General features: G+C 28.5%; 26 protein-coding genes. 14 read left to right on the forward strand and 12 right to left on the reverse strand.

The window, feature by feature from the left end:
* Positions 1–60: 60 nt before the first annotated feature.
* The 5 genes from ACMCMH_RS01385 to ACMCMH_RS01405 form a co-directional block, all read right to left on the reverse strand.
* Positions 61–1,062: an EF-hand domain-containing protein gene (locus ACMCMH_RS01385; protein ID WP_412726353.1), complete on the reverse strand. Its 1,002-nt coding sequence runs from the start codon at positions 1,060–1,062 to the stop codon at positions 61–63.
* A 64-nt stretch (positions 1,063–1,126) separates the two neighbouring features.
* Positions 1,127–2,368, reverse strand: a complete 1,242-nt coding sequence (locus ACMCMH_RS01390) for an ArsS family sensor histidine kinase (protein WP_412726355.1) — start codon at positions 2,366–2,368, stop codon at positions 1,127–1,129.
* A 49-nt stretch (positions 2,369–2,417) separates the two neighbouring features.
* The gene (locus tag ACMCMH_RS01395) at positions 2,418–3,098 is read right to left on the reverse strand and encodes a response regulator transcription factor (RefSeq protein ID WP_412726357.1); all 681 of its coding nucleotides are present in this window, start codon (positions 3,096–3,098) and stop codon (positions 2,418–2,420) included.
* Positions 3,099–3,204: 106 nt separating this feature from the next.
* A complete protein-coding gene (gene fbaA, locus ACMCMH_RS01400; RefSeq protein ID WP_412726359.1) occupies positions 3,205–4,272 on the reverse strand; it encodes a class II fructose-bisphosphate aldolase in 1,068 nt (355 codons plus the stop codon).
* A gap of 13 nt (positions 4,273–4,285) precedes the next feature.
* Positions 4,286–5,107, reverse strand: coding sequence for a peptidylprolyl isomerase (locus tag ACMCMH_RS01405; protein ID WP_412726361.1), 822 nt, complete (start codon positions 5,105–5,107; stop codon positions 4,286–4,288).
* Positions 5,108–5,284: 177 nt separating this feature from the next.
* Here ACMCMH_RS01405 and hsrA point away from each other — a divergent pair, with 177 nt between their 5' ends.
* Positions 5,285–5,968 (forward strand): homeostatic response regulator transcription factor HsrA, encoded by a 684-nt coding sequence (hsrA, locus tag ACMCMH_RS01410; RefSeq protein ID WP_412726363.1) that lies wholly within the window; start codon positions 5,285–5,287, stop codon positions 5,966–5,968.
* A 2-nt stretch (positions 5,969–5,970) separates the two neighbouring features.
* Complete coding sequence (locus tag ACMCMH_RS01415) at positions 5,971–7,266, forward strand: ATP-binding protein (protein WP_412726365.1); 1,296 nt, start codon at positions 5,971–5,973, stop codon at positions 7,264–7,266.
* On the opposite strand, the gene ACMCMH_RS01420 is transcribed toward ACMCMH_RS01415, so the two are convergent.
* The 3 genes from ACMCMH_RS01420 to ACMCMH_RS01430 form a co-directional block, all read right to left on the reverse strand.
* Positions 7,263–7,700, reverse strand: coding sequence for a CoA-binding protein (locus ACMCMH_RS01420; protein ID WP_412726367.1), 438 nt, complete (start codon positions 7,698–7,700; stop codon positions 7,263–7,265). The genes ACMCMH_RS01415 and ACMCMH_RS01420 overlap by 4 nt on opposite strands.
* A 79-nt stretch (positions 7,701–7,779) precedes the next feature.
* Positions 7,780–8,439 (reverse strand): RadC family protein, encoded by a 660-nt coding sequence (gene radC, locus ACMCMH_RS01425; RefSeq protein WP_412726369.1) that lies wholly within the window; start codon positions 8,437–8,439, stop codon positions 7,780–7,782.
* Positions 8,440–8,532: 93 nt separating this feature from the next.
* A complete protein-coding gene (locus ACMCMH_RS01430) occupies positions 8,533–8,823 on the reverse strand; it encodes a hypothetical protein (protein ID WP_412726371.1) in 291 nt (96 codons plus the stop codon).
* A 139-nt stretch (positions 8,824–8,962) separates the two neighbouring features.
* Here ACMCMH_RS01430 and ACMCMH_RS01435 point away from each other — a divergent pair, with 139 nt between their 5' ends.
* From ACMCMH_RS01435 to ACMCMH_RS01450, 4 genes are all read left to right on the forward strand, one after another.
* On the forward strand, positions 8,963–9,184 hold the full coding sequence (locus tag ACMCMH_RS01435; RefSeq protein WP_412726373.1) for a hypothetical protein: 222 nt from the start codon (positions 8,963–8,965) through the stop codon (positions 9,182–9,184).
* Positions 9,185–9,293: 109 nt separating this feature from the next.
* The gene (locus ACMCMH_RS01440; protein WP_412726375.1) at positions 9,294–9,611 is read left to right on the forward strand and encodes a hypothetical protein; all 318 of its coding nucleotides are present in this window, start codon (positions 9,294–9,296) and stop codon (positions 9,609–9,611) included.
* 1 nt (position 9,612) lies between these two features.
* Positions 9,613–11,172: a PepSY-associated TM helix domain-containing protein gene (locus ACMCMH_RS01445; RefSeq protein WP_412726377.1), complete on the forward strand. Its 1,560-nt coding sequence runs from the start codon at positions 9,613–9,615 to the stop codon at positions 11,170–11,172.
* Positions 11,173–11,182: 10 nt separating this feature from the next.
* Positions 11,183–11,683, forward strand: coding sequence for a hypothetical protein (locus ACMCMH_RS01450; RefSeq protein ID WP_412726379.1), 501 nt, complete (start codon positions 11,183–11,185; stop codon positions 11,681–11,683).
* On the opposite strand, the gene ACMCMH_RS01455 is transcribed toward ACMCMH_RS01450, so the two are convergent.
* The 3 genes from ACMCMH_RS01455 to ACMCMH_RS01465 all read right to left on the reverse strand — a co-directional run bounded on the left by ACMCMH_RS01455 (position 11,673) and on the right by ACMCMH_RS01465 (position 16,250).
* Positions 11,673–13,391 carry a sensor histidine kinase gene (locus ACMCMH_RS01455; protein WP_412726381.1) on the reverse strand — a complete coding sequence of 573 codons (1,719 nt, stop codon included), beginning with the start codon at positions 13,389–13,391 and terminating at the stop codon, positions 11,673–11,675. The two genes, ACMCMH_RS01450 and ACMCMH_RS01455, sit on opposite strands and share 11 nt — an antisense overlap.
* A complete protein-coding gene (locus tag ACMCMH_RS01460) occupies positions 13,391–14,074 on the reverse strand; it encodes a response regulator transcription factor (RefSeq protein WP_412726383.1) in 684 nt (227 codons plus the stop codon). Before ACMCMH_RS01460 ends, ACMCMH_RS01455 begins: the two co-directional genes overlap by 1 nt.
* 88 nt (positions 14,075–14,162) lie before the next feature.
* Entirely contained in the window at positions 14,163–16,250 is a 2,088-nt protein-coding gene (locus ACMCMH_RS01465; RefSeq protein WP_412726385.1) for a TonB-dependent siderophore receptor, read from the reverse strand.
* Between the two features lie 176 nt (positions 16,251–16,426).
* On the opposite strand from ACMCMH_RS01465, the gene ACMCMH_RS01470 reads away from it, so the two are divergent.
* From ACMCMH_RS01470 to ACMCMH_RS01505, 8 genes are all read left to right on the forward strand, one after another.
* A complete protein-coding gene (locus ACMCMH_RS01470) occupies positions 16,427–17,041 on the forward strand; it encodes a hypothetical protein (RefSeq protein ID WP_412726387.1) in 615 nt (204 codons plus the stop codon).
* Positions 17,042–17,159: 118 nt separating this feature from the next.
* Entirely contained in the window at positions 17,160–17,906 is a 747-nt protein-coding gene (locus ACMCMH_RS01475; RefSeq protein ID WP_412726389.1) for a DUF3450 domain-containing protein, read from the forward strand.
* A 1-nt stretch (position 17,907) separates the two neighbouring features.
* Entirely contained in the window at positions 17,908–19,224 is a 1,317-nt protein-coding gene (locus ACMCMH_RS01480) for a MotA/TolQ/ExbB proton channel family protein (RefSeq protein WP_412726391.1), read from the forward strand.
* Positions 19,225–19,743 (forward strand): MotA/TolQ/ExbB proton channel family protein, encoded by a 519-nt coding sequence (locus tag ACMCMH_RS01485; RefSeq protein ID WP_412726393.1) that lies wholly within the window; start codon positions 19,225–19,227, stop codon positions 19,741–19,743.
* Positions 19,744–20,148, forward strand: coding sequence for an ExbD/TolR family protein (locus ACMCMH_RS01490; RefSeq protein ID WP_412726395.1), 405 nt, complete (start codon positions 19,744–19,746; stop codon positions 20,146–20,148).
* 1 nt (position 20,149) lies between these two features.
* Positions 20,150–20,773 carry an energy transducer TonB gene (locus tag ACMCMH_RS01495; protein WP_412726397.1) on the forward strand — a complete coding sequence of 208 codons (624 nt, stop codon included), beginning with the start codon at positions 20,150–20,152 and terminating at the stop codon, positions 20,771–20,773.
* Entirely contained in the window at positions 20,770–21,948 is a 1,179-nt protein-coding gene (locus tag ACMCMH_RS01500; RefSeq protein ID WP_412726399.1) for a tetratricopeptide repeat protein, read from the forward strand. The genes ACMCMH_RS01495 and ACMCMH_RS01500 overlap by 4 nt, the downstream gene beginning before the upstream one ends.
* Before the next feature lie 91 nt (positions 21,949–22,039).
* The gene (locus tag ACMCMH_RS01505; RefSeq protein ID WP_412726401.1) at positions 22,040–22,891 is read left to right on the forward strand and encodes a TIGR01777 family oxidoreductase; all 852 of its coding nucleotides are present in this window, start codon (positions 22,040–22,042) and stop codon (positions 22,889–22,891) included.
* Between the two features lie 11 nt (positions 22,892–22,902).
* Here the strand turns inward: ACMCMH_RS01505 and ACMCMH_RS01510 are convergent, their stop codons facing one another.
* Positions 22,903–24,942, reverse strand: a complete 2,040-nt coding sequence (locus ACMCMH_RS01510) for an ATP-dependent helicase (protein WP_412726403.1) — start codon at positions 24,940–24,942, stop codon at positions 22,903–22,905.
* Positions 24,943–24,992: the final 50 nt, after the last annotated feature.

The following is a 24,992-nucleotide window of genomic DNA, read 5'->3' on the forward strand; positions in this document are numbered from 1 at the left end:
TATATAGTAAGTCTCTATTTAAAGTCAATAGAAACCTACTTAAAAAATATAAAAAGTTATTTATGCCGTTTTTAAACCTAAGTCTAAATTTGAGACATAAGTATTTAGCTTATCTGCTGTTGAACTATCTTGTGTTTGATTATTGATCATTGACATTACTGATTTAAATTTTGAAAGATCCATATCTTCTGCATTTGACATATCTTCTATTTTAAGTGCTTCTAATAAAGAACTTACAAGTTTCAAGGCATAGTCTTGAGAAGTTTCATCTGTTGTACCATCATAAGCTGCTTGTTCTGCAGCTGAAACATATCCATCTTGATTTGTATCAGCTTCATCATATTCTTCTTCAGATGAAGAGCCTCCTCCTGCACCTGCTCCACCACCTGTAGGAGGTACTCCACCTGCCTCACCATTTGATGCTTGAGTTCCTGAACCATCAACTTCACCAGAATCAGACCCTAGAGGTGCTACTCCAAGTGTTGATAAAACAGCTCCAGCAGCTTCTTTTGTCGTATCTCCACTTTCAACACTATCAAAAAGTGCTGTCAAACTTTCTTCCAATTCTTCTTGACTTATCGCACCATCTGAATCAATATCTAATGTGCTAAAAAGTTCTTCTGAAACACCCAATTCATCAATAGTGATTAAGCCATTTTCATTCGTACTTTTAGAGCTAAAAATATCTTGAGCAATTTGGGCTGCATTTGGTATCTTTCCTTGAGTTGGAGGTGATGGAACTTCCACTCCCATTTCACTTAAAAAACTTGCAAAACTTTCAGGTGTTAGTTCTTGATTTTTCATTGATTCAAGTTTTGAAGAGAGTGTTTCTTCTAATTCAGAACTACTTAGAAAACCATCAGAATCTGTATCGAAACTAGTAAAATCCTCTTGAGATAATCCAAGTTCTTCAATAGTAAGTGAATCGCTCCCATCTATATCATTTGATTCCATAATCTGAGATACTAAATTTGTTGAACTGGGTGCAGGTGGTCGTTGTGTTTGTTGCATTTGCATCATCTGTTGCATCGAACTATTTGATGCTGTACTTGATATACTCATAACTCATCCTTTTAATTTTTCTATAATCAAATAATATCTAATTTGAGTAAACAAAAAGTAACAATTATCTATTATTGGTTTTTTTAAACATGATTCTAAAAACATTTTCATGTTTCTCCTCATCATAATTATGTTCTAAATTTAGATTATGTAATTTTAAAATATGATTTACAATATAAAGTCCTAATCCCAATCCATTATTACTATTTTCATACTTTTTATTAAAAGGTTTATTATACTCTTCCACTGGTTTTTCCAAAGCTATACCTTTATTTTTAATAGTTAAGGTACTATCTTCTATTATTATAGTTGGTTTACCCTCCCCATATTTTATCGCATTGTCTACAATATTTTTAACGGCTAATGTAAAAAGTTCAAAATCAACTTTTACAACACTATTATCAATAACAATAAGTTTAATGGAGTCTAAATTTGTAAGTAATATATCTAAAGAGTGATCTACTATATCAACCATCCGAAATTCACTTAATTGTAATGTCATATTGTTTGAAGTAAACTTCTCAATTCTTGAGAACTCGTTTAGAAGAAACTCTAGTCTAAAAAATGCTTTTTTCAAACTATTTTTAAATTTACTTTCTTCAAGCATATTGGATATAAGCAATCCTTTTGTTATTGGTGTTTTTAATTCATGCATAATATTTCTCAAAAAAAGGTTTCGTGAATTTGTCAATAGTTTAATCTCTTTTATAGCATTATTAAATTCATTGGAAACATCACTAATTTCATCTGTTCCTAAAGATGAAGTATCAATATTGAGATCTCCTTTTGAAAACTGAGATATATTTTGTTTTAGTTTTCTAAGTGGCAATAATTTTTTTAATAAAAATAAATAAAAAGTAATAAATAGTATATTGAGTAATATCGTTAAAATAATTATATATTGTGTCGATTCTCTAATTTTTATAGTATCTTTTAAAAGTATTTGTACAAAAGGTTCTTTAATATAAAAATATTTAAATCCATTATATTTATAGAGTTCCCAGTTAAATTCTTTAGCTATTAAGTTACCCTTATTTTTAATAACTTCATATTGCAAAGAAGATAATTCTAAATCATACATCTCCAAAACTGTTTTAAACTTTTCTTTTTGTTGCATTAATTCATGTATCGGTAACCCTCTTGGAGGTGGTGGTCTATTATGAAATTTTATATGTTCAGGTTTCTTGCGTTTGCCTAAAATATTTTCAGTTGTGCGATGCAAAGATTTCATATACTTAACTACTGTAATGTCTATTTGGTTTTGTTGAGTTATATTGTAACCCATAAAAATTATAATGTGTGTCATAACTATCATAGCTATAAAAAAAAGTGTGATTTTAAAAAAAAGAGAATTTTTATTCATTGATAAGTTTATACCCAATACCTCGAAGAGAGATGATAAATTTTGGCTTTTTAGGGTTTTCTTCTATTTTACCTCTGATTCTACTTATTAAAACATCAATACTTTTAAAACTACTTTCATACTTTATTGATTCGACATTAAGAAGCATCTCTTCTCTACTAATAGCAAAATTCGCCTTACTTATGAGATATTCTAAAATATGATATTCTGCACTTGTCAAGCTTAACACTTGAGCTTTTTTTCTAATCTCAAGTTTTTTCGTATCAATGGTAAATATTTTCTCTTTTTGTTCTGATTCTTCTGTTGAATAAAATGTCTTTCTTCGTAGTAATGAATTTATTCTTAAGACTAACTCTTGACTATCATAAGGTTTTGGAAGATAATCATCAGCACCATTATTAAAACAAATCTCTTTATCTTTAATATCACTCCTTGCACTAGAAATAATGATAGGTAAATTATGTTTCTCTCGTATAAGTCTACATACCTCAGTTCCATCAATACTAGGTAATGATAAATCCAAAATAACTAAATCATATTTATCAACACTTAAAGCACTAATACCAAGATGGGGACAATCATAATTCGTAATTTTAATATCATAAGAGCTCAGATATTCTGTTAAAAGTTCAGCTATCTCAAAATCATCTTCAATCATTAACACCTGTATCAATTTATAAATCCTTTATTACTATTTTATCATACTAAAGTAAATACATTGTAAACAAAAAAAAGGAAGCCTTTACGACTTCCTTTTTTAAAACTAAATAAAATGTTATTTAGTTTTTATCGATACAATTTAAATCGTTAAACGCAACTTCTAATCTAGCGATTAAACTATTTTGTCCAGCTCTTAACCAAACTCTAGGGTCATAGTATTTTTTATTTGGTTTATCATCACCATCAGGATTTCCAATTTGACCTTGTAAGTAATCATGTTTATCTGCAACAAACTTTCTTACTCCATCCCAATATGCCCATTGAGTATCTGTATCAATGTTCATTTTAATAACACCATATGTAATAGCTTCTCTAATCTCTTCTAAAGTAGAACCACTTCCACCATGAAATACAAAGTTCACTGGTTTAGCAGGTAAATTGTATTTTTCAGAAATAAACTTTTGAGAGTTATCAAGTATTTTTGGAGTAAGTACAACATTACCTGGTTTACAAACACCATGAACATTACCAAAAGATGCAGCTATTGTAAAGTTTTCACTAATTGCATTTAATCTTTCATAAGCATAATTTACTTCATCTGGCTGAGTATATAAAAGTGCATTATCAATATCAGAGTTATCTACTCCATCTTCTTCTCCACCTGTAATACCAAGCTCAATTTCTATCATCATATCAAGTTCATTCATTTTTTTGAAGTATTCAACACATGTATCTAAATTTTCTTCAATTGGCTCTTCACTTAAATCTAACATATGAGAAGTAAATAAAGGTCGACCTGTATTTTTGAAGTTTTCAGTACTTGCCTCTATTAAACTATCAATCCATGGTAATAATTTTCTAGCCGCATGATCTGTATGAAGAACAACAGGCACACCATAAGCTTCTGCCATCATATGAATATGCCTTGCTCCACTAATAGCACCTAAAGCTGATGCATTTGGTGCTTTACAACCTTTTCCTGCGAAAAATGTTGAACCACCGTTACTAAACTGTAATATTACTGGTGAATTAACTTTTGCAGCTGCTTCTAAAACTCCATTGATTGATTCTGTATTTACAATATTTACAGCTGGTATCGCAAAATTATTCGCTTTTGCATAATCAAATAACTTTTTTGCTTCACTACCTGTTAAAACCCCTGCTTTTACTACATCTAATACTGCCATATTTATCTACCTTTTATTTATATTCTATTTTTGATTTCTTTTTTAAATCTGCTGCTATATTTTGTACTTTATCTACAAATTTTCTTTGTAAAACTTCTTGTTTTAATTGTTTTTCAATTTTTTCAAATGACATAGTTGAAGGTTCTTTTTTATCTGATAAATAAATAATATGAAAACCATATTGTGTTTTTACTGCTTTTTTTGTTATTGTTCCTATTTTTAAAGCTTCTGCTGCTGCACTAAATTCTGGTAACATTTTCTCTTTTGTAAACCAACCTAACTCTCCACCATTTTGTGCAGATGGTCCTATTGATTTCTCTTTTGCTAGTTTTGGAAATTCTACTTTTAAATCTTTTGCAGATGATAATGTTTTTATTACAGCCTTTGCTTCTTTTTCTGTTTTTACTAAAATATGACTAGCTTTTAATTCTAAAGGAGTATTGAACTTCTCTTTATTTTTGTCATAATAAGACTTTACTTCTTTATCTGACACTTGTACAGTTTGACTTAAATCTCTAATCCAAATTTGATATGCAAGATTTTGTTTTGCTTTTTCTAACTCTTCTTTATATAAAGCTGACTTAACAACATCACTTTTAAAAGCTTCTTGTGCTAGAAGTTTTTGTTCTATGATATTATCAAGAACTTGTTTTTGCTGTTCTTTTTGTAAAGATTCATATTGGATTCTAGGATCTCTTAGCGCAATAGCAATACTTGCAGAAGTGATATTTTCACCATTTACTACTGCATACACTTTATCTTCAGCAAACAAAGAACTAGAAATAGCTAAAGAAGCTACTAGACTTATGATAGTTTTTTTATTAAGAATTTTCATTTTATACACCTTAAATTTTTTCTGATTATATCCAAAATTTAATAAAATTACATAAATTTTCAAATTTAGCTTAAATACACTTTAAATTATCGAATATTTATGATATAATCCCAAACTTTGAAACTAAGACTTAACTTAATTTTAAGTTTTTAGATAAATAATAAAGGGATAAATTAAATGAGAATTTTAATAGTAGAAGACGAAAGTACATTAAATAGAACACTTCAAGAAGGTTTACAAGATATTGGATATCAGGTTGATATAGCAGAAAACTTTAAAGATGCAGAATACTTCATCGAAATTAGAAATTATGACTTAGTTTTAACAGACTGGATGTTACCAGATGGTGACGGGTTAGAATTAACAAAACTTATCAAAAATAGAAGTGGTCGAACTTCAGTTGTAATCGTAAGTGCTAGAGATGATAAAGAGAGTGAAATTAAAGCTCTTAAAACAGGTGCTGATGATTACATCAAAAAACCTTTTGATTTCGACATTTTATTAGCAAGAATCAAATGTAGATTAAGATTTGGTGGTACAAATGTTATCACTATTGAAAACTTAGCAATCAATCCAGATGAAGAAAAAATTACTTATGAAGGTAAAGAGATCGAACTTAAAGGGAAACCTTTTGAAGTTTTAACTCACTTAGCTCGTCATAGAGATCAAATTGTTTCAAAAGAGCAATTACTTGATGCAATTTGGGAAGAACCAGAATTAGTAACACCAAATGTAATTGAAGTAGCAATTAACCAGATTAGACAAAAAATGGACAAGCCATTAAATATTGCAACAATAGAAACAATTAGAAGACGAGGTTACAGATTCTGTTACCCACCTAAAGTAGAAAAAGACATATAATTATGGGTAGAAAAAGCATATATAAGGAGTTTTCTCAAAAACTTATATTTGCAACCTCTTTTTTTGTGATTGTATTGTCATTAATATTTTATGGTTTTACAAAAGCAACAATATATGAGGATATTTCAGATGAGCTTATCAAAGATGCTAAGCTCATCGTTACTTTAGCAAAATCACAAACAAATGAAGTTCACAATTCAAACCTTAGAGTTTTAGTAAATAATGATACTACAATTGAAGTTATAGTCTTAGAAAAAACACCACAATTTACTTTTCGACAATATAGCCAAAATAAAAATCATTTTATTGAACTAATTTATCCTCTTGATTTAACAACAAATCAATACCTTAAATTAAATCGAAATATTAACTCTTCTCATACAATGCTGAATAAGATTTTTGGAAATCTTATTTTTCTAGGTTTTGGTGGACTTATACTTATTATTATATACGCCTTTGCTGTATCAAAAACATTATTGTTTCCTATTATAAAAATTACTAAAAAGCTTTCTAATATGAATGCAAACTCATTAGAAAAAATTGATACAGATTCTTTACCAATAGAGTTTGAAGCACTTGCTAGTTCTATCAATACTCTTACAACAAGAATTGAAAGTTATGTAAAATATCAAAAAGAACTCTTTATCGGTACGGCTCATGAACTCAAAACACCGCTAGCAGTTATGAAGCTCAAAAGTCAAGTAACCCTAACAAAAAAAAGAGAGCCTGAAAAATATATAGATGTATTGAACCTTCATGTAAAAGAGATAGATGGTATGAACCAGATGATCTCATCTATTTTAGATATGGGAAGACAAGAAGGTGCTCAATTTGAAAAACCCATTGAACTTGATATCATTAAATATGTATCAAAAAAAGCTGATGATTTTAAATTATTAGCAAGAGAAAAAGATATTCAACTATTTTTTGAAACACAAATTGAAAGTTTTACCACTATTATTCAAGAGACACTTTTAACACAAATTATTCAAAATTTTGTACAAAATGCTATTAAATTTACACCAGAAGGTAAAAATATCCTTATACAAACCATACCAAACAATCAATCAATTACACTCAAAGTCATAGATGAAGGTATTGGATGTGATGAAGATGTAGATTTATTTGCACCATTTAAAAGAGTTGGTGGACAAAAAGGTGCTGGTCTTGGTCTATTTTTAGCAAAAAGTGCTGCAGATACTATTGGTGGAACTATATCACTTAAAAATAGAGAAGATGGAGTTCAAGGAACTGTTGCAACACTAGAGTTGCAACTAAATCCTACTTGTAAAATCTAATGAAATAAGTTAGCATGTTCTATTTTTGTACATTTATTTTGTACAACTTGAAAACCAAGATCGCTAGCTTTTTTTGCAGCTTCATTGTTTACAAGTCCTAACTGAGTCCAAATACACTTTACATCTTTTCTTACTAAAACTTCATCAATAACAGAAGCTATAACAGCAGGTTTCCTAAATATATCTACCATATCAATTTGAATATCACTAGGGATATCAGATAAACTACGGTAAACCTTTTCGCCTAAAATCTCCTCTTCTTTTGGATATATAGGAATTATTCTATATCCAACATTTTGAAGATAATTTGCTACTTTGTTGCTAGCTTTTGAAGAATCTGGAGAACACCCTACAATAGCTATTGTTTTTGTTTCTTCCAAAATTGTTTTGATTTGGCTATTCGTACTTGATACTGTTGGCATTTCACATTCCATGTTAGTCCTTTATATGTAATTATTTAATTTTATAGAGTTATGCTTATAAATATATTAATTTTAGAATAGAGATAGCTTTTTACATATAGTTTTCATCACGCAAACTTACATACCCATTTTTTGTAAATATCAAATGATCAAGGAGTTCAATTCCTAAAATTTTTCCTGATTCTTGGAGTCTTTTTGTTACTTCAATATCTTCCTTGCTAGGAATTAACACTCCACTTGGATGATTATGTGCCACTATGATACTTGCACATCGTTGTTCTATAGCAGGTGCAAAAACTTCTCTTGGATGTACTAAGCTTTGGTTTAGTGTTCCTATAGTTATAACTCTTGTTTCACACAGATGATTTGCACCATCAAGATAAAGAGATAAAAAATACTCCTGACGCTTATCTCTATATTTTTTTAGTTCTTCATATACATCACTAGCATCTGTTATTTTTTTGTTTTGTTTAATAAGATATCTACGGGAAAGTTCAACAGCGGATATCACTTGAGAAGCTTTAGCTACTCCTAATCCATGTATACTTAGAAGTTTTTGCAGATCTAAAGAGTTAAAATCGTCTTCAAAAAGCTTTACAATCTCTTTTGACAATTTTATTACATCTTTCCCTTTTATACCACTTCCTAAAACTATGGCTACTAGTTCATAGTCTTTGAGGTGTTGTACACCTTTGTTTAAAAGTTTTTCTCTTGGTTTATCAAAAGATTCAAGTTGGCTTATAGTTTTCATAGAAATATCTCCTAAAATAAGAGATAATATCGTAATTTTTTACATATATTATGAAATATTGCATTTTGCCATATTTATAAGTAGTTCTATAAATTATTCAAAATTTGAGATACTTTCAATGTATTTTGAGATATCTTCCATCTCTTTTGTTGAAACATGCCAACTTCCAATATACTCTTTTAATGCTAAGATAACGATATTTACTAGTTTTTGTGACTCAGGCAATTTTTGATAGTTTTCATAATCATCACTCGCGATTTTCATCTCGTCATTATATACATCTATTAAAAAATGTTTTTCATTTTCCGTTAAAACGAGAAATGACTTCTCTTTTAGTACTTTTTTTATCAATAGTTCTGCTTCGTTTCTTCTTTCTTGTTCCATATATACTCCATTTAATTGTTACTTTCTAGTTATTGGGATATTATCCTAGATAATATAAAAGTATTGTAATAAATACTAACTATATTTAAAGATATTATAATCTATAATAATAGTTATTTATTTTTAAAAGGAGTACATAATGAGTTTTCAAGCACATACACAAAAAGAATTAGAAGCTTTAGATTTAAAAGAAAATACTATTTACACTATCAAATATCTTAACAAAGACTATTTTAATGGAGAAGATAATGTAGAGATTACAAAAGCTAAAGTTATGTTAAATGATAAAAAATATATTTTTGTTGCTACTGATCCTTATGGTATGGATCAATTTATTAGTGAAGCAAGAGTGATTGTATAAAATAATAAGGGTAAGCTTTCAAACTGCCCTTGTCTAGTGAGTTATCCATTTAAGTGACAATTTAATTACTTTTGATTATCATTATCAAAATTACTTATAAGGTATTTTGATGATATTCAAAAATATATATAAAACTCTCTCCACTCCTGAAAAAAGTGGTCGACGAATCGGTCTTTTTAGAACACTTTGTGCAATATTTGGAGGGCTTATAGTAGCTTATTTAGGAATGACTCTTTTAGTTTTTCTTATCCCAACTGAAGCTTCAAAGTCAATTACTATTCCATTGATGCTCAATACTCTTGCATGGGCAGTTGTAGCTCTTTGGATCTCCATTTCACCTACAAAATGGATCGCATTACTTCGATCTGTAATCCCCTCTTTAATCTTTGCAATTGCAATTACATTTGCATATTATGGAAGTAAATAAGATGAAAGAAACTACTATTTTCTTAAAACAAAGACTACAAAGAGTGCATGTTGCTGCTGGTATAACTTTTTCTTTGGTTATGTATCTTGCTGTGTTTTTTGGGATATTTGCAATTTTATTACCCTATATTCAAGTGTGGGAAAAACCCTCACGACACATTGAATATATGGATGTAACAAAAATCGATTATGCAACAATGATAGATCCAGTAATCTCTGATCCTAATTTTCCTACAAATAATATCCAAATAACACTCCCTGGATATCAACATGACCCTATCTTAAAAGTTTCACATCAGTTTGTTGAGCCTGTGTATTTTGATCCAAATACAAAAGAACAGATAAATAATGAAGGTGATCAATCTCAACTTGCAAAATTTCTTAACCATATGCACTATGGAAGACCACTCAAAACTTTTGGATATCTTATCTTTGGTTTTGTTGCAGTTGGGGGATTATTTTTAATTATTGGGGGACTGATTCTTGTCATAATGATCAAGTATAATAATAATGCGAAAAAACCTATAAGTAGATTTTCCAAACTTCATAGAAAAATATTAACTTGGGTATTTCCCCCTTTTATTATCATCACTTTAACTGGTGCATTGATGAATATTGGATATACAGCTTCAGCTCCTATGACTTACTTAGTTTCCAAAGGTGAAACACACCGAATTTTTGATTTGACATCCCCTATTCTATTTCCTCCAATTCAAAATGTAGAGAAACAAAATATATCTGCAGATATGTTACCTATTGGGGAACTTATACAAAAGGCAAGTACAATAAATCCTGCCATCGACTTTCAAAAAATTACTTTAATAAATTGGAAAGATATTAGTGCACAAGTAAAAATAGAGGGATACAATCCATATATGCCATTTTTAAATGGTATATCAAATAAACCAAGCATAACTTTAAGTGCAGTTGATGGATCACTTGTTCGACAGCATAAAGTGATGGATAAACACTGGTCTGGATTATTTTTTGATAGTATGTATTTTTTACATTTTTTATTTGGGGTAGATACTTTTACTAGATTACTAATAGCAACTATTATGAGTGTATCTGCATTTGGTTTAGGATTTGGAGTATTACTTTGGCTTGAAAAAAAAGCGAAAAAATTTCCTCGAAACATACCATTTTATCATTGGATGGCAAAACTCTCATTAAGTGTTATGATAGGTGTATTACCTGCAACAGCTTTGCTTTTTGCAATGCAATGGACTCTGCCATTTGATTTGAAAGATAGATTTATCTGGCAAGAGGGGATATTTTTTGTTTCTTGGCTGGCTACTTTTACTTGGTCTTTGTATCGTATCAACTCCTATCAAGCAGCAAAAGAGTTTTTAAAATTAGCAGGAGTTTTATTTATACTCTCGCCAATTTTCCACTATATAAACAGTGACTTTTCGTTGATTCAGTTATGGAATCAAGGTCTAGTGCAGATAGTAAGTGTCGATATTGGGTTGATGATATTTGGAATATTACTTCTTATAGTTGGGTTTAGACTACCGCAAAAAAACAATGAAATACAAAAATTTTGGTCAAAAGACCTTTAAAGGAAAAATTATGAAAAAACTACTAAGCACTCTTTTTTTATTACTAGTAACAAACATCTATGCTCATACACTTATTATGAATATTATGGATAATGATGACAATACAATGACTATAGCAGGGACATTTAGTACAGGACAAAGTGCTGTTGATGCACTGATTCGACTAGAAGCACTCAATAATGGTGCAATACTTTTTCAAAAAAGACTTCCTGATGATGGAGAACTCACAATAGCTATACCAAAAGAACCTTATCAAGTTGTACTTGACGGAGGACCAGGGCATACAATTGTTAAAGAGGGTATAGCTCCAATTGATGGATTTGATGTAACTAAAATAACTGAAACAAAACAACCAAAAAAGCTTTCTAAAAATATGACATCAAGAAATAGTTGGAGTTTACCATATATTGTTCTTATTAGTATTACTTTACTTTTAATAGTTTTAAGTATTTATGTAAGTAAAAGAAATACTGATAAAATTATTAGAATGATACAAGAGTCTAAACAATAACTTGAAAACAAGCACCATTGGCTTTATTTGAAACTTTGAGTACTCCCTTAAAATGCGAATCTATAATAGTTTGTGACATATAAAGCCCTATTCCACTGCCTGTTTCTTTTGTGGTAAAATAAGGTTCAAATATTTTTTCTATATTTTCTTGTTTTATTCCACCTGCATTATCGTTAACACTAACAACGCTTTGATTATCTACAAAATCAAGTATTATGGTAATAGAAGCATTGTCTATATTTCTACTTATTAATGCATCTTTGGCATTTGTAATCAAATTTAAGATCACTTGTGAATATTCATTTTCATAAGAGAGAAGATTACCATCTTTAAGGATAGAAAACTTGATATTTACATTATTGATTTCTAATATTGGTTTCATTATATCAATAGATTGTTGAACCGCTTTAGAAATGAGAAAACTCTTTTTTTCTTTAATTGGCTTGTAAAAATCTCTAAAGTTATCTATAGTATGTGACATAAAATCTATTTGCTGATTGGACTCTTCAATTTTTACTTTTAAGTAATTTCTATCAAACTGTTTATCCTCAGATGCAAGTTCTAAGTTCATATTTATATAACTTAAGTGAGTCAATGGCTGTTTCCATTGATGTGCTATGTTATTTATCATCTCACCCATTGAAGCTAGTCTACTTTTATGTATAAGCATTTTTTCTTTTTCATTTTGTTTATAGATGAGTTTTCTTAACATAACTCCTAAAGCAAAGCTAAATATCAAGGATTCAAAAGGTGCTATGATATGAATAGTATATATTCCACTAATAGGTATAATTTGATCTTCGGCTATGTTTACAAAAATAAACATTATACACCAACCAAAAGTATAAATAAATGCAAACCTATCCCCTTTGTATATAGCAATCATACCTGCTATAACTGGAATCAAAAAACCTATATCAAATCGCATATATTCATATAAAATAGAATATTTATACACTAAAATTGCAATAATGTCGAGTATGTTTAAAAATACAAATAGATTCAAAATTAGATTCATTTTAGGCATCACTTTATTTGTTTTTAATATCTCCTTTGTAAATAAAAGAGTAAATAAAAAAGCAGAAGTTTCACAAATATCAATAACTGCTTGGGTGAGATAAAAATTTTGATTAGGATAAGATAAAAAACTTACATAAACAAACCCAATAAGTGATAACAAAACAAAAAACTGCATGATAGAATAGTACAGAAAAGCTTTGACATTTGTAGAAAAAAAGATAATTAAATAGTATAAAAAAGCACAAAAAATTATCCCATACGCTACACCATAAATTATCCCCTCATAAGGGTACATATAAAGATACTCAAATTCATTGATAATATCACAACGAAATTCACCTTGTTTCACCTCATCATAAATATAATCAAAATACAAAACATTTGTTTTTAAATTTGTTAAATCAATATGTATATTGTTTTTAGTTTGTGTATATTGTGCATTTGTTTTATACAGTGAGTCCATATCAGAGACAATATTTAAATAAAACTTTTGATTTTTGATTTCTGCTTCATTTAAAGTAATTCGAACAGATAGTTTTTTTATTTTTTGTTTCGTAAATTTAAGCTCATCAACATTTGTGTAGTTTTTGAAATCCTTCGAAACTTCAATATTTTGAATCACTTTATAAAAATAATCATCACCAACACTTGAAGAGAGAATAAAAATTACACATAAAATATATTTCATTAAAAAAGCTCTATTTTATAACCAATTTTTGACAAATTTTTTATACTATGTTGTGGTAGTTTCTTACGCAAATCTCTTACTAAAAGTCTTAGTGCATTTTCGCTCATATAGTCATCTTGCCATATATTATTTTGTAACTCTTCGTATGTAACTGAACGAGGAAAATTTTTGAAAAGATTTTTCAAAAAAAGTAATTCATTTTTTGTTAGATTCACTATATATTTATCATTTATAAGGGTGTCGTTTGATGTATCAAAATAGCACTTTTTAGAAAGATATTTTTTATGTTCTTTTTTATGAAATACTTCTTTTGCACACTTCATAAGTAAAGGGTATAATATATCATGTTTGATAGGTTTTGTCAGATATTTTACAAGTCCTAAATCAATAGCATCTAAAAGATACTTCGTATCTGTAAAGGCACTCAAAACTATGAACTTCGTTTTTTGATCACTTTTTCTTATTTCTCGTATCATATCTAAGCCATTACTTTTGGGCATTTTTATATCTGTGATGACAAGATGGGGAGTTTTCTCTTTGATTATTTGTATAGCATCATTAACATTACACGCTTCATAAACTTGATAAAATAATCTTTGTAAATATGACACTGCGTTAGCTCTAATTAATTGCTCATCTTCAACATACAATATTTTTAAGTTTTTATATTCTTCATTTATCATAAAGAATTATAGTAAAAGTTCTATTAAATTTAATAGTGATTATCATAATTATAATAAGAAAGAGTTTTTTAATACTCTTTCTTTATATTTAAAATGAATATTTTAAAGTTGCTGTAAAGTTTCTAGGAGATCCATAAACCATACTATTTGAACCAATACCTTCATAATATTTTTTATCCATAAGGTTATGAATATTAAGTTGTACTTTTAAATTATTATTTATATCATAACTAGTCATTGCGTTCACTAAATAAAAAGCCTCTTGTGTTATAGTTTCTTTACCTGCAACTTCTACATAATATTTACTTTTATAATTTAGTCCTGCACCAAATACAAAATCTTTAAACTTATACTTTGCAAATATATTTGCTGTAGTTCTTGATGCTTTCGTATTATATTTTTCATCATCTTTATCTTTTGCAGAAAAATTGGCTACTCCAAAATCGATACTAAAATTATCAGTAATTTTTCCAGAAATATCAATCTCTATCCCTTTACTAATTACACCAGCTGTTGCCTCGTATATAGTTTCATTATTTAAAGTCTTTCGACCTGTATCTTGACCTATATTATCTTGTTTTGTCCTAAATAATGATAATGAAGCATTTAATGTTTCATCTAAGTATTCACCTTTAATACCTGCTTCTAAACTATCTCCCTTTATAGGATCTAAATAATCCCCATTCGCATCTTTATTATCTTGAGGCTTAAAAATACTTGTGTAGCTTGTATATAAAGAATGTTCTTTATTTAAATCGTATACAAATCCTAAATATGGAGTTATCTCTTCTGAAAACTTTCTTGTATCTTTGCTATTGTCATCACTTGTGTATTTATAAGAAGATAAACGAGTTCCTGCTATTACTTTTACTTCATCTGTTACTTGAAATTTACCAGCTAAATAAATAGCTTTTTGTTCTATTTGTTCAGGTTCAACTACATAAGGAACATCTGTATTTGAATTTGAAGGAAGAGAAATATTATAATTATAAAAATTAGCAACACTATCATAGTATCCATTAGGATATCTTGCATCATATTTTGTTTGTTTTGATAAATTATATGTCGTTCCTATAATTATCTCTTGTTCTAGTCCTCCAAGTTCAAATGGTATATTTACATTTATATCAAAATCATGTTCTTTTTTTTCTTCACTTGCTTCCCAATCCATAGAAGAAGTACCAGCTCCTGTAGCCTTATCTACTGCACCAGTAAAGTATAGTAATGCTGTGTCTTTCGATATTTCATTATACGAATAGTTTGTATTTAACGATACTCCATTAGCAAAATTATGTTTTAAATCTGTAAATACAGATATAATTTCAGTATCCCAGTATGTCCAATCTTCTGAAACTGTTTTTGATCTATCAAAATTTGTAAATGTTCCATCAGTATGATATGCAGGTAATCCACCCCATCTAATTCCATTTTTATTTATCTCTTGATATGAAACCCCAACAGAAACATTTGTATTATCACTTAAATCAGCATCTATAACACCATAAAATAAATTATTTTCAGAATTATATTTATCCATAAATGAGTTTGAATTTTTATGTTTTAACACAACCCTTCCACGAATAGTTTCATTCTTATTTAAGCTCGAACCTATATCTACAGTTGCACCATAAGAGTCCCATGAGCCAGCTTCTAGCTTTAAAGTTCCTTTTAAATCTTTACTATTTGCTTTTTTCCGAACAAGGTTTATACTCATTCCTGGATTTCCTGCACCTGTAGTTAATCCATTAGCTCCCTTAACAATTTCTACTCGTTCATACATTGATAAATCAAGATCTCTATCATTATAAGCATTGTAAGTAGGCATACCATCAATTTTATAATAATCGATAACAAAACCTCGTGCACTAGAATGTAATCTTTCATCCCATCTATCAAGTGTCACACCAGTTACATTAGCTAACATATCAGAGTAAGAATTTATTCCTAAATCATCTAATTTTTGTCGTGTAAATACACTCACTGATTGTGGTGTATCTTTTATCGATAAATTCAATTTAGTTGATGTAGACATCGACTCTACAGTATATGACTCTTTTTTTTCATCTGAAGAGATAACATCTACACTTTCCAAGGCATTTACACTCTCTCCAAAAGCAGCAACCTGTAATGCTAAAATTGCATACAGTGACAACCCTATAACTTTGTTTTTTTTCATTTTATCCCTTTATTTACGATATTGATTATCATAATTACTAATTTAACGCTCGAATTATTTCAAATTCCACCTTATGAATTCCTAATGCAAATTTCTTTCATGACAAGTATAAGATTATTTTATAGTAATGATACTCATTCACATTTTTTACACATATTTTTTTCCTATAATATAATATGTCAAAAATAGAGAATATCAATAAGTATTTAAAAAATGCAAAAATAAATAACCAACAATTAAAAAAAATATGTTATTTTTTTGCATATGATTTCACAGCAAGTGCTACAGCTAAAGAGTTAGCCCTGAGCAGACAAACTATAAACTCATATTATAAGATGATGAGAGAATTTTTAATAGAAACACAAGATTCTAAAAACTATATAAATTTAAATAAAATGTATTGTAAAGAATCATTTATTATAAAATATTTCACACTTGGGACTCATATCATATACTATATACAACATAATGATATGTTTTATATTTTGGATGAGTTAGATGGAAAACTTGAAAAAATATATGATGTGATAAATGCTCATATTAAAAATAGCCTCATATCAAACAAAAAAGTGAATAGTGCAAAAATATTCTATGACTCTCAAGCAAAAGAATATTTTGTATCAACTTTTTTTTCTACTATAAATACTCATGAAGAATTTATAGTGCAAAGACTCAAAAAATTTAGAGGATTAAACAAACATAATAATAAAATTCATGTAAAAGAATCTATTATAAGATATCAACATAATAAAGATTTTCTTTTTAAATCGTTATATTCAATATTTCATTAAGGCTTTATATAAACAAGTTGATTCAAATGCCTTAATTACCTTGTGTACATAGTAATTAAGCATTTTATTATAATATAATGATTATAATTCTCAAAATCATACATTTTAAAGGAATCTAATGAAACATCTCTATAAACTACTCTCTCTTTTAGTATTATTTCAATCATTACTACTAGCCAATCAAATTGATAAAGCTATTACTACTATTGAAAAAACAAATACAAAACTAGAAAAAATTCAACTCAAAATCAATAAAGAAGATGAAGTTAAAAATGTACATCTTGAAGAATATAAGTACACAAATAAAGAGCTTCAAAATACAATTAAATATAATAACCAACTTCAAAAACTAATAAATTCACAAAATACTGAAATAAAAAATATAAACAAACAGTTAGTAGAGATAGAACAAACACATAAAAATATTTATCCTCTTATGGCAGATATGATTGGAAGTTTAAAAGTACTTATTGATGCTGACACTCCATTTTTACTTAAGGAGCGAAAACAAAGAGTACAACGACTCGAAAAAAACTTAAATAGAGCCGATATAAAAACGGCTGAAAAATTTAGAATTATTCTTGAAGCATTTAAAATAGAATACGACTATGCAAATTCAATCGAATCATACGAATCCCAAATAGATAATAAAACATACAATATTCTTAGAATTGGTCGAGTAGGACTATATTCACAAAGTTTAGATTTTAAAAACTACGCTTTTTGGGATAATAAAAATAAAAAGTGGTTAACTGTGACTGATACAACAGCACAATCAAATATCAGAACTGCTATAAAAATAGCTAAAAAACAACAAAATGTAGAATTATTAGAATTACCATTTTTAACATACGAGGAAAACTAAAATGATAAAAATTTTATTCACTTTCATATTTATTACAAACCAACTTTTTGCATTAAACTTAGAAAATCTTTTAACTGATGTAAAAAAAGAATCAAAACAAGAACTATTAGAAGAGAGTAAAAGACTTCAAAAGTTTATTGATAATAAAAACAAACAAAAACAGATATTAAATAATACAAAAGCATTATTAAAAAAAGAAAATAAAAAAACAGTAAGATTAAAAAATACAATTGATAAAAATGAAAAAACTTTAATAAAAAAAGAAACATCATTGAATATAAAAGTAGGAGATTTGGGTGAGATGTTTGGAAGTATTCGACAGATATCTTCTGATTTTTTAACCAACTATGATAGTTCATTGAGTGCATCACAAAGTCCTGAAAAAAAAGAGATTTTTTCACGATTTGCCAATACTAAAAAACTTCCAAATACTGATGAGATTACAATATTTTGGCACACTATGCTTGATGAGATCATCAAAAGTGGTACAGTTTCTCAGTATAAAGCAAATGTCATTTTAAATGACGGAACAAAACACCTACAAACAGTTACAAAAGTGGGTCAGTTTGCAGCAGTATCTCAAGGAAAATATCTACAATATGATGGTGATATAAATTCACTTATAGAGCTTTCAACACAACCTTCAAATGCTATTCAAAATAGAGCAAATGAATTTGAAAAGTCACAAGGAGAACTCAAAAATATTGTAATCGATCCAACAAAAGGTTCACTATTATCTTTACTAGATATGAAACCAACGATGATGGATAGAATAAACCAAGGTGGTGTTATTGGATATATTATTATAGCATTAGGTCTTTTAGGTCTATTATTTGCATTGTACAAAGTAGTTTTATTATATATCACTCAAAAAGCTATCAATCAACAAATAAAAGATATTACAACTCCTATACATAATAACTCATTAGGAAATATAGCTCAAACATTTTATGATAATAAAGATAAACCACTCAATGATTTAGAGATATCAATGAATGAAAGTATACTCAAAGAGATAAATATTATTAAAAGTGGTGAGAGTTTTATAAAACTTTTAGCTGCTGTTACACCATTGCTTGGATTACTTGGGACTGTAACTGGTATGATAGCAACTTTTCAAGCTATCACACTATTTGGAACTGGTGATCCAAAACTTATGGCAGGAGGAATCTCAACAGCACTTATGACAACAGTATTAGGTCTAGTTACAGCTATACCGTTATTATTTGCTTATACTTATTTAGCTTCTAAATCAAATCGTATTGTATCGATACTCGAAGAACAAAGTATAGGTATGTTAGCAAAGAATTTAAAATAGATGTTTGCCATATATATTGATGACCTTAGTCATTTTTTTGATAGAGGAGGAAGTGTACTTTATATCGTATTTTTCATAGCTTTTTTTCTATGGGGATTATTAATCGATAGATTTGTATATCTTTATTTTACATTTAAGAAGCAAAGAAAAGAGATCTTACAAAATGTAAAAACAAATAGTTACGATCAAAAATTTATTCAAGAGATACAAACACATATTGTTGAAGATATACGACTTCAACTAAACGATGGTTTAGATTTTATAAAAACGCTCATTATAGTCTGTCCATTGGTTGGACTTTTAGGAACAGTAACAGGGATGATTGAAGTTTTTGATGTAATGGCAATCATAGGAAATGGTGATGTAAAATCTATGGCAAATGGTGTTTCAATGGCAACTATTCCTACTATGGCAGGAATGGTTATAGCATTGAGTGGAATACTATTTGAAAAAAAACTAGAAACTACTATAAATTATCAAATAGACAAACTAGACTTAGAAATATCAAAGGTTATATAGATGAAAAGATTTACAAACAGACGAACAAAAGAGGAAACAGAAATCAATCTTACACCCATGCTTGATGTTGTATTTATCATGCTTATATTTTTTATTGTGACCACCTCTTTTGTAAAAGAAGCAGGAATTCAAGTAAATCGTCCAAGCGCTGCTACAAGTGAACAAAAAGCAAAAGCAAATATTATAGTAGCTATTAAAAATAATGATGAAATATGGATAGATAAAAGAATTGTAGATTTACGAGCAGTACGAGCAAATATAGAAAAACTAAAATCACTTAACTCTCAAAATAGTATTGTCATACAATCAGATAAAGAAGCTAAAACAGATACACTCATCAAAGTAATGGATCAAATAAGACTTGCTGGTATCCATGAAATCTCTATCTCTGCTTTAAAGAATTAATATGAGACTACTACTTTCATTTGTTTTAGCCTTAGGAGTAAGTTTGGCTATTTTTATTGGGATGGAAAGAATGACTAGTGTTAAAAATATGGGTCAACTAGAAAGAGATGAAATTCCTCAACTTGTATATTTAAGAGATACAAAAGATTCCCAAGTAAATGAAAAGAAACGAATAAAACCAAAGAAGCCAGAAGTACAAAAACTTAAAAAAATTGATATTGAAAAACCAAAAATGAAAATGAAAATTCAAAAGAATGTAAAGATTCAACCAATTATTACAAAAAATATTGACTTGTCTGCAATATCATCATTGACAGGTGCTCAAATCAATGCAAATATTGGTCTTATTGATGCCAATACACTTATGACACTTAGTAAAATTTATCCAAAATACCCAAGAAGAGCAAAACTTACTAAAAAAGAGGGTTCGGTTGAAGTTCAATTTCAAATTGATGCCAATGGATATGTACACAATCCAATGATACTCAAAGCAACTCCTGAAGGTTTATTTGAAAGATCAGCATTAAGAGCGATTAAAAAATGGCGATTTAAACCAATTAAAGGGGCTGATCCAACTACTCTTACTGATGCAACAATTACATTTAATTATAGGTTATCAAAATGAAAAAAATAATATTAATGATGCTACTATTTAGTGCAATGCTACATGCCAATGCAACCATGTCCCAAAAAAGTTACAACTTACTAATGGAGGCACAAAAAAGTATAGAAGAAGATAAGATTAAAGAAGCAAAAATACTTTTAAATACACTTTTAGAAGAAAAAAATAGCTATGTACAATCGTATGCTTACCAATATTTAGCAAATATATCACTTCATAATGGTGACTATAAATCAAGTAAAAAATACTACGAAACTATTATAAAGTTAAATGCACTAGACAAAGAAAGAATCGATGAAATTAAATTTTCTTTATCAAGAATATATTTATCTTTAGAGCAATATTCTCAGAGTCTAAAATTATCACATGAGCTACTAAAGAATTCAAAAATAGACAAAAAAGATATTTATGAGATTTTTGTTTTTGCTTATTACTACACTCAAAATTTCAAAAAAAGTATTTTTTATAGCCAAAAATTTATTTCAGTTTCGAAAGAAAAAAAAGAAAATATTTATCAAATATTATATGCTTCTTACATAGAACTCAAAGACCATAAAAACGCCATCAAAACTTTGAAAGTTATGACAAGGAAATGGTACACACAAAAAAACTATTGGCTTCAACTAGCTTCTTTGTATCAAGAAAACAAAAAATACAAAAAAGCCCTTTCTACTATAGAACTTAGCTACAAAAAAAATGTTCTTGATCAAAAAAAGCATACACTATTTTTTGTAAACTTATTATTCCAAAATGAACTCTATCAAAAAGCAAGTAGTACTCTCGAACTTGCCTTTAAAGAAAACTTTCTTAAAGAAAATAAAGAAACATTTGGACTTCTTATCTCTAGTTATTTAAACGCAAAAGAATACGATAAAGCAATAATAAAACTATCTCATTCAAAACTTGCAAAAAAGAAAAAATATACAAAAATACTAGCAAATTTGTATTATAATAAACATGATTATAAATCTACTATTACAACGCTTACAAAAAAAATGAAACAAAAAATAAAAAGATCTGATACTGAACTTCATATTTTATTAGCACTAAGTTATTTTGAGATCAACAAAAAACAAAATAGTATCACTCATCTAAGAGAGATATTTCACTCGAAGAAAAAGAAAAGAGCAATTACTCTTGCCAAAGCTTTAAGAATAAATATAGATGATTTAAAATAAAGAGAGAGTCTTTCATATTATCGCTATAAAAAGATACAAAAGTCCATTTAAATATGATAAAATGATATATTATATCTAAAGGAGATTTTTTATGAAAAAAATGATTATAGTAGGAGCTAGTGGTTTTGTGGGTTCACAACTCACAAATACCTTTACGACAAAAGGCTATGAAGTTATAGCAACATCAAGAGATGACTTACATAATATATCACAATTAATCTCTAAAATAGATGGTGCCGATGTAGTTATAAATTTAGCGGGTGCAAATATCATTAATAGATGGTCTGAAAGTTATAAGAAACTACTTTATAGTAGTAGAATTGATACAACTAAAGCTTTAGTAAAAGCATTTTCTCTTGCAAAAATAAAACCTAAAACATTTATATCAACAAGTGCTGTGGGTATTTATAAAAATGATGATACATATAATGAAGATACCCAAAATTATGCAAATGACTTTTTAGGACAATTATGTCAAGATTGGGAAACGGAAGCTTTAAAAGCAAAAGAACTTGGAATGAGAGTTTCTATTTTTAGATTTGGTATTGTATTAGGAGATGGTGGAGCATTAGCTAAAATGCTTACTCCTTTTAAACTTGGAATTGGGGGAACTATTGGTGATGGTTCTCAATCATTCTCATTTATTCACATAGATGACTTAATAAATGCCTATATATTCGTAATTGAAAATGAACTTGAAAATGGAATATTTAATCTAACAGCACCTCAACCTACGACAAACTATGGTCTCACAAAAGCATTAGGAAAAATACTAAACCGCCCAACAATTTTACCTATTCCACAATTTGTACTCAATTTACTTTTAAGTGAAGGTGCAAAAGTTTTAACAGATGGACAAAAAGCAATACCAACTCATCTTATAAATAGTGGTTTTACTTTTAAATATGAAAATATAGAAGAAACTATTAAAGACTTAGTATAGTATACAGATCATTACTCAGCAGTTTCTTTGATAAGTCCAGCCTCTTGTAAAAAGGGGCTAAATACAAAATCTAATTTTTTGACTCTGTCATAAGAAGCATAACTAAGATATAAAATATCTTTTGCTCTTGTAACTGCTACATAAAATAGTCGTCGCTCCTCTTCTAAACTTCCACCTTTACTCATAAGTGTTCGGTTTGGAAATCTTCCATCCATAAGATCAACTACATAAACCTCTTTAAACTCCAACCCTTTACTCGCATGAACAGAAAGTAAGTTTACCCCTCCTCCCTCACTCATCTCTCCACCACCTAAAATCATAGCATTGATAAAATTATTTAAATTTGTATGTCTATTTGATAATTGCTTTAGAGTTTCAACTCTTCTATGAGATTTAAGTTTTGCTGAACTTTTAATACTTTCATTGATAGTTCCATCTTTTTGTTTTGCTCGATGTGTACACAATGTTTCTATAATTGTCTCAAAAAACTTATGCTTCTGAATATGAACAATCATATTTTTTGGATTTTGTATTCTTTTTAATTCTTTGATTAAAGTATAAAAATCATACAAAAATATGCCACCCTCTAAAGTTAACTTTGGATGTTTTAAAATATTGTTATTTAAAAATCTCACATCCCAACCTAAATCTTTAAATTTTCCAACACTTCCCATCTCTATAAAATCATCAAAAAGTCCCAACTGAACATTACTAACTTTTCTACTTTGATAAGGTTTAATAATAGAGTTATCAGGATTGAGTAGACCGTGAAAAATATTTCCATGCCCTACTCGTAAAAGTGCTTCAAAAATATCTTTTGCAATAGCCTTTCCTATGTTTTTTCCATATTCTATTAGATGGATAAATGCCATCATATCATTACTATTTACCATTAAAACAATCAAGTCAAGAATCACTTTAATCTCTCTTGCGTCAAAAAAACTATGACCACCCTTTCTTTTACACTCTATTCCAGCATCTCGTAAGTTTGCTTCAATTCCATCAGCACTTGAATTATTTCTATATATGATGGCTATCTCTTCTTTTGGTGTTTTTGTTTGTAAAATCTTTTTAGAAATAAACTCATATTGCATATACAACTCATCAAATTTTAAAAGTTGTGGAGAATGATTTTTTTCAGGTCGTACCACTTTTAAAGACTTTTCATAGATTCGAGGGTTGTTTTGTATCACTTTATTTGCAAGATTGAGTATAGGAGCAGTTGAACGATAGTTTTTATCAAGTGTAAATATCTCAGCTTTATGATAGCGTGTATCAAAAGAGGAGATAATATTGATATCACTACCATTAAAAGCATAAATACTTTGATCATAATCACCTACACAAAATAAACTCTTAGGTTTAAAACCATCAAGTATTTTTCCTTGTAAAGGATTTGTATCTTGATATTCATCAACCAAAATCTCAACAAAGTCATAGGCTTTTGTTTGTTGTAGCTCAATCATATTTGTTAACAAATCATCAAAATTGACATAACCATATTTTTTCTTTAGTTTATTGAACTCATCGACAACATCTTGATATATAAGGGTATACTGTTTTTGATCTTCATTTTTATTACCCATCCAAGTTTCAAAATCTTCATCATAGCTACTATTGAGATATAAACTATACATATCATATAAATAGCCACCATCATAAGGCTTTACATCAGTTTGATCTACAAACACTCTTTTCTCATAAATAGACTTAAAAAGTGTTTTGAGTTCATTTGGCTGTTTTAATGTTATAGGTAGTTGCTCTTTTTTAAGAAGTTTATAACTCACACTATGAAAAGTTCCAGACACAATTGACTTAGCTGTTGTTTCATCAAAAAATTTTGCTACACGCATAATCATCTCAGCTGCCGCTTTATTTGTAAATGTTAAAAGCAAGATCTGTTCTGGTTTCACCCCGCTGTGTAAAAGATGCCCTATTCTACCAACGATTGTAGAAGTTTTGCCTGTTCCAGCACTCGCAATTGTTAAATTGTGTCCTAAAATTGCTGTTGCTGAAGAGTATTGTTCATCATTCAAATTTGATAAGGGCATATTATTGAAAATCCTTGAGTAGTTTTTGTGCAATAATACTCAAAATGGTG

It is taken from the genome of Arcobacter sp. 15-2 (genome assembly GCF_047159865.1).
Lineage (GTDB): Bacteria > Campylobacterota > Campylobacteria > Campylobacterales > Arcobacteraceae > JAIOSF01.

What these genes read in the sequence shown, in the direction of transcription:
- ACMCMH_RS01440 (WP_412726375.1), top strand. Translation starts at nt 9,294, where the DNA reads ATGATATTCAAAAATATATATAAAACTCTCTCCACTCCTGAAAAAAGT.
- ACMCMH_RS01460 (WP_412726383.1), bottom strand. Translation starts at nt 14,074, where the DNA reads ATGATAAATGAAGAATATAAAAACTTAAAAATATTGTATGTTGAAGAT.
- fbaA (WP_412726359.1), bottom strand. Translation starts at nt 4,272, where the DNA reads ATGGCAGTATTAGATGTAGTAAAAGCAGGGGTTTTAACAGGTAGTGAA.
- ACMCMH_RS01465 (WP_412726385.1), bottom strand. Translation starts at nt 16,250, where the DNA reads ATGAAAAAAAACAAAGTTATAGGGTTGTCACTGTATGCAATTTTAGCA.
- ACMCMH_RS01495 (WP_412726397.1), top strand. Translation starts at nt 20,150, where the DNA reads ATGAGACTACTACTTTCATTTGTTTTAGCCTTAGGAGTAAGTTTGGCT.
- ACMCMH_RS01445 (WP_412726377.1), top strand. Translation starts at nt 9,613, where the DNA reads ATGAAAGAAACTACTATTTTCTTAAAACAAAGACTACAAAGAGTGCAT.
- hsrA (WP_412726363.1), top strand. Translation starts at nt 5,285, where the DNA reads ATGAGAATTTTAATAGTAGAAGACGAAAGTACATTAAATAGAACACTT.
- ACMCMH_RS01385 (WP_412726353.1), bottom strand. Translation starts at nt 1,062, where the DNA reads ATGAGTATATCAAGTACAGCATCAAATAGTTCGATGCAACAGATGATG.
- ACMCMH_RS01435 (WP_412726373.1), top strand. Translation starts at nt 8,963, where the DNA reads ATGAGTTTTCAAGCACATACACAAAAAGAATTAGAAGCTTTAGATTTA.
- ACMCMH_RS01405 (WP_412726361.1), bottom strand. Translation starts at nt 5,107, where the DNA reads ATGAAAATTCTTAATAAAAAAACTATCATAAGTCTAGTAGCTTCTTTA.
- ACMCMH_RS01475 (WP_412726389.1), top strand. Translation starts at nt 17,160, where the DNA reads ATGAAACATCTCTATAAACTACTCTCTCTTTTAGTATTATTTCAATCA.
- ACMCMH_RS01490 (WP_412726395.1), top strand. Translation starts at nt 19,744, where the DNA reads ATGAAAAGATTTACAAACAGACGAACAAAAGAGGAAACAGAAATCAAT.
- ACMCMH_RS01500 (WP_412726399.1), top strand. Translation starts at nt 20,770, where the DNA reads ATGAAAAAAATAATATTAATGATGCTACTATTTAGTGCAATGCTACAT.
- radC (WP_412726369.1), bottom strand. Translation starts at nt 8,439, where the DNA reads ATGAAAACTATAAGCCAACTTGAATCTTTTGATAAACCAAGAGAAAAA.
- ACMCMH_RS01415 (WP_412726365.1), top strand. Translation starts at nt 5,971, where the DNA reads ATGGGTAGAAAAAGCATATATAAGGAGTTTTCTCAAAAACTTATATTT.
- ACMCMH_RS01430 (WP_412726371.1), bottom strand. Translation starts at nt 8,823, where the DNA reads ATGGAACAAGAAAGAAGAAACGAAGCAGAACTATTGATAAAAAAAGTA.
- ACMCMH_RS01420 (WP_412726367.1), bottom strand. Translation starts at nt 7,700, where the DNA reads ATGGAATGTGAAATGCCAACAGTATCAAGTACGAATAGCCAAATCAAA.
- ACMCMH_RS01455 (WP_412726381.1), bottom strand. Translation starts at nt 13,391, where the DNA reads ATGAAATATATTTTATGTGTAATTTTTATTCTCTCTTCAAGTGTTGGT.
- ACMCMH_RS01505 (WP_412726401.1), top strand. Translation starts at nt 22,040, where the DNA reads ATGAAAAAAATGATTATAGTAGGAGCTAGTGGTTTTGTGGGTTCACAA.
- ACMCMH_RS01470 (WP_412726387.1), top strand. Translation starts at nt 16,427, where the DNA reads ATGTCAAAAATAGAGAATATCAATAAGTATTTAAAAAATGCAAAAATA.
- ACMCMH_RS01480 (WP_412726391.1), top strand. Translation starts at nt 17,908, where the DNA reads ATGATAAAAATTTTATTCACTTTCATATTTATTACAAACCAACTTTTT.
- ACMCMH_RS01510 (WP_412726403.1), bottom strand. Translation starts at nt 24,942, where the DNA reads ATGCCCTTATCAAATTTGAATGATGAACAATACTCTTCAGCAACAGCA.
- ACMCMH_RS01450 (WP_412726379.1), top strand. Translation starts at nt 11,183, where the DNA reads ATGAAAAAACTACTAAGCACTCTTTTTTTATTACTAGTAACAAACATC.
- ACMCMH_RS01390 (WP_412726355.1), bottom strand. Translation starts at nt 2,368, where the DNA reads ATGACACACATTATAATTTTTATGGGTTACAATATAACTCAACAAAAC.
- ACMCMH_RS01485 (WP_412726393.1), top strand. Translation starts at nt 19,225, where the DNA reads ATGTTTGCCATATATATTGATGACCTTAGTCATTTTTTTGATAGAGGA.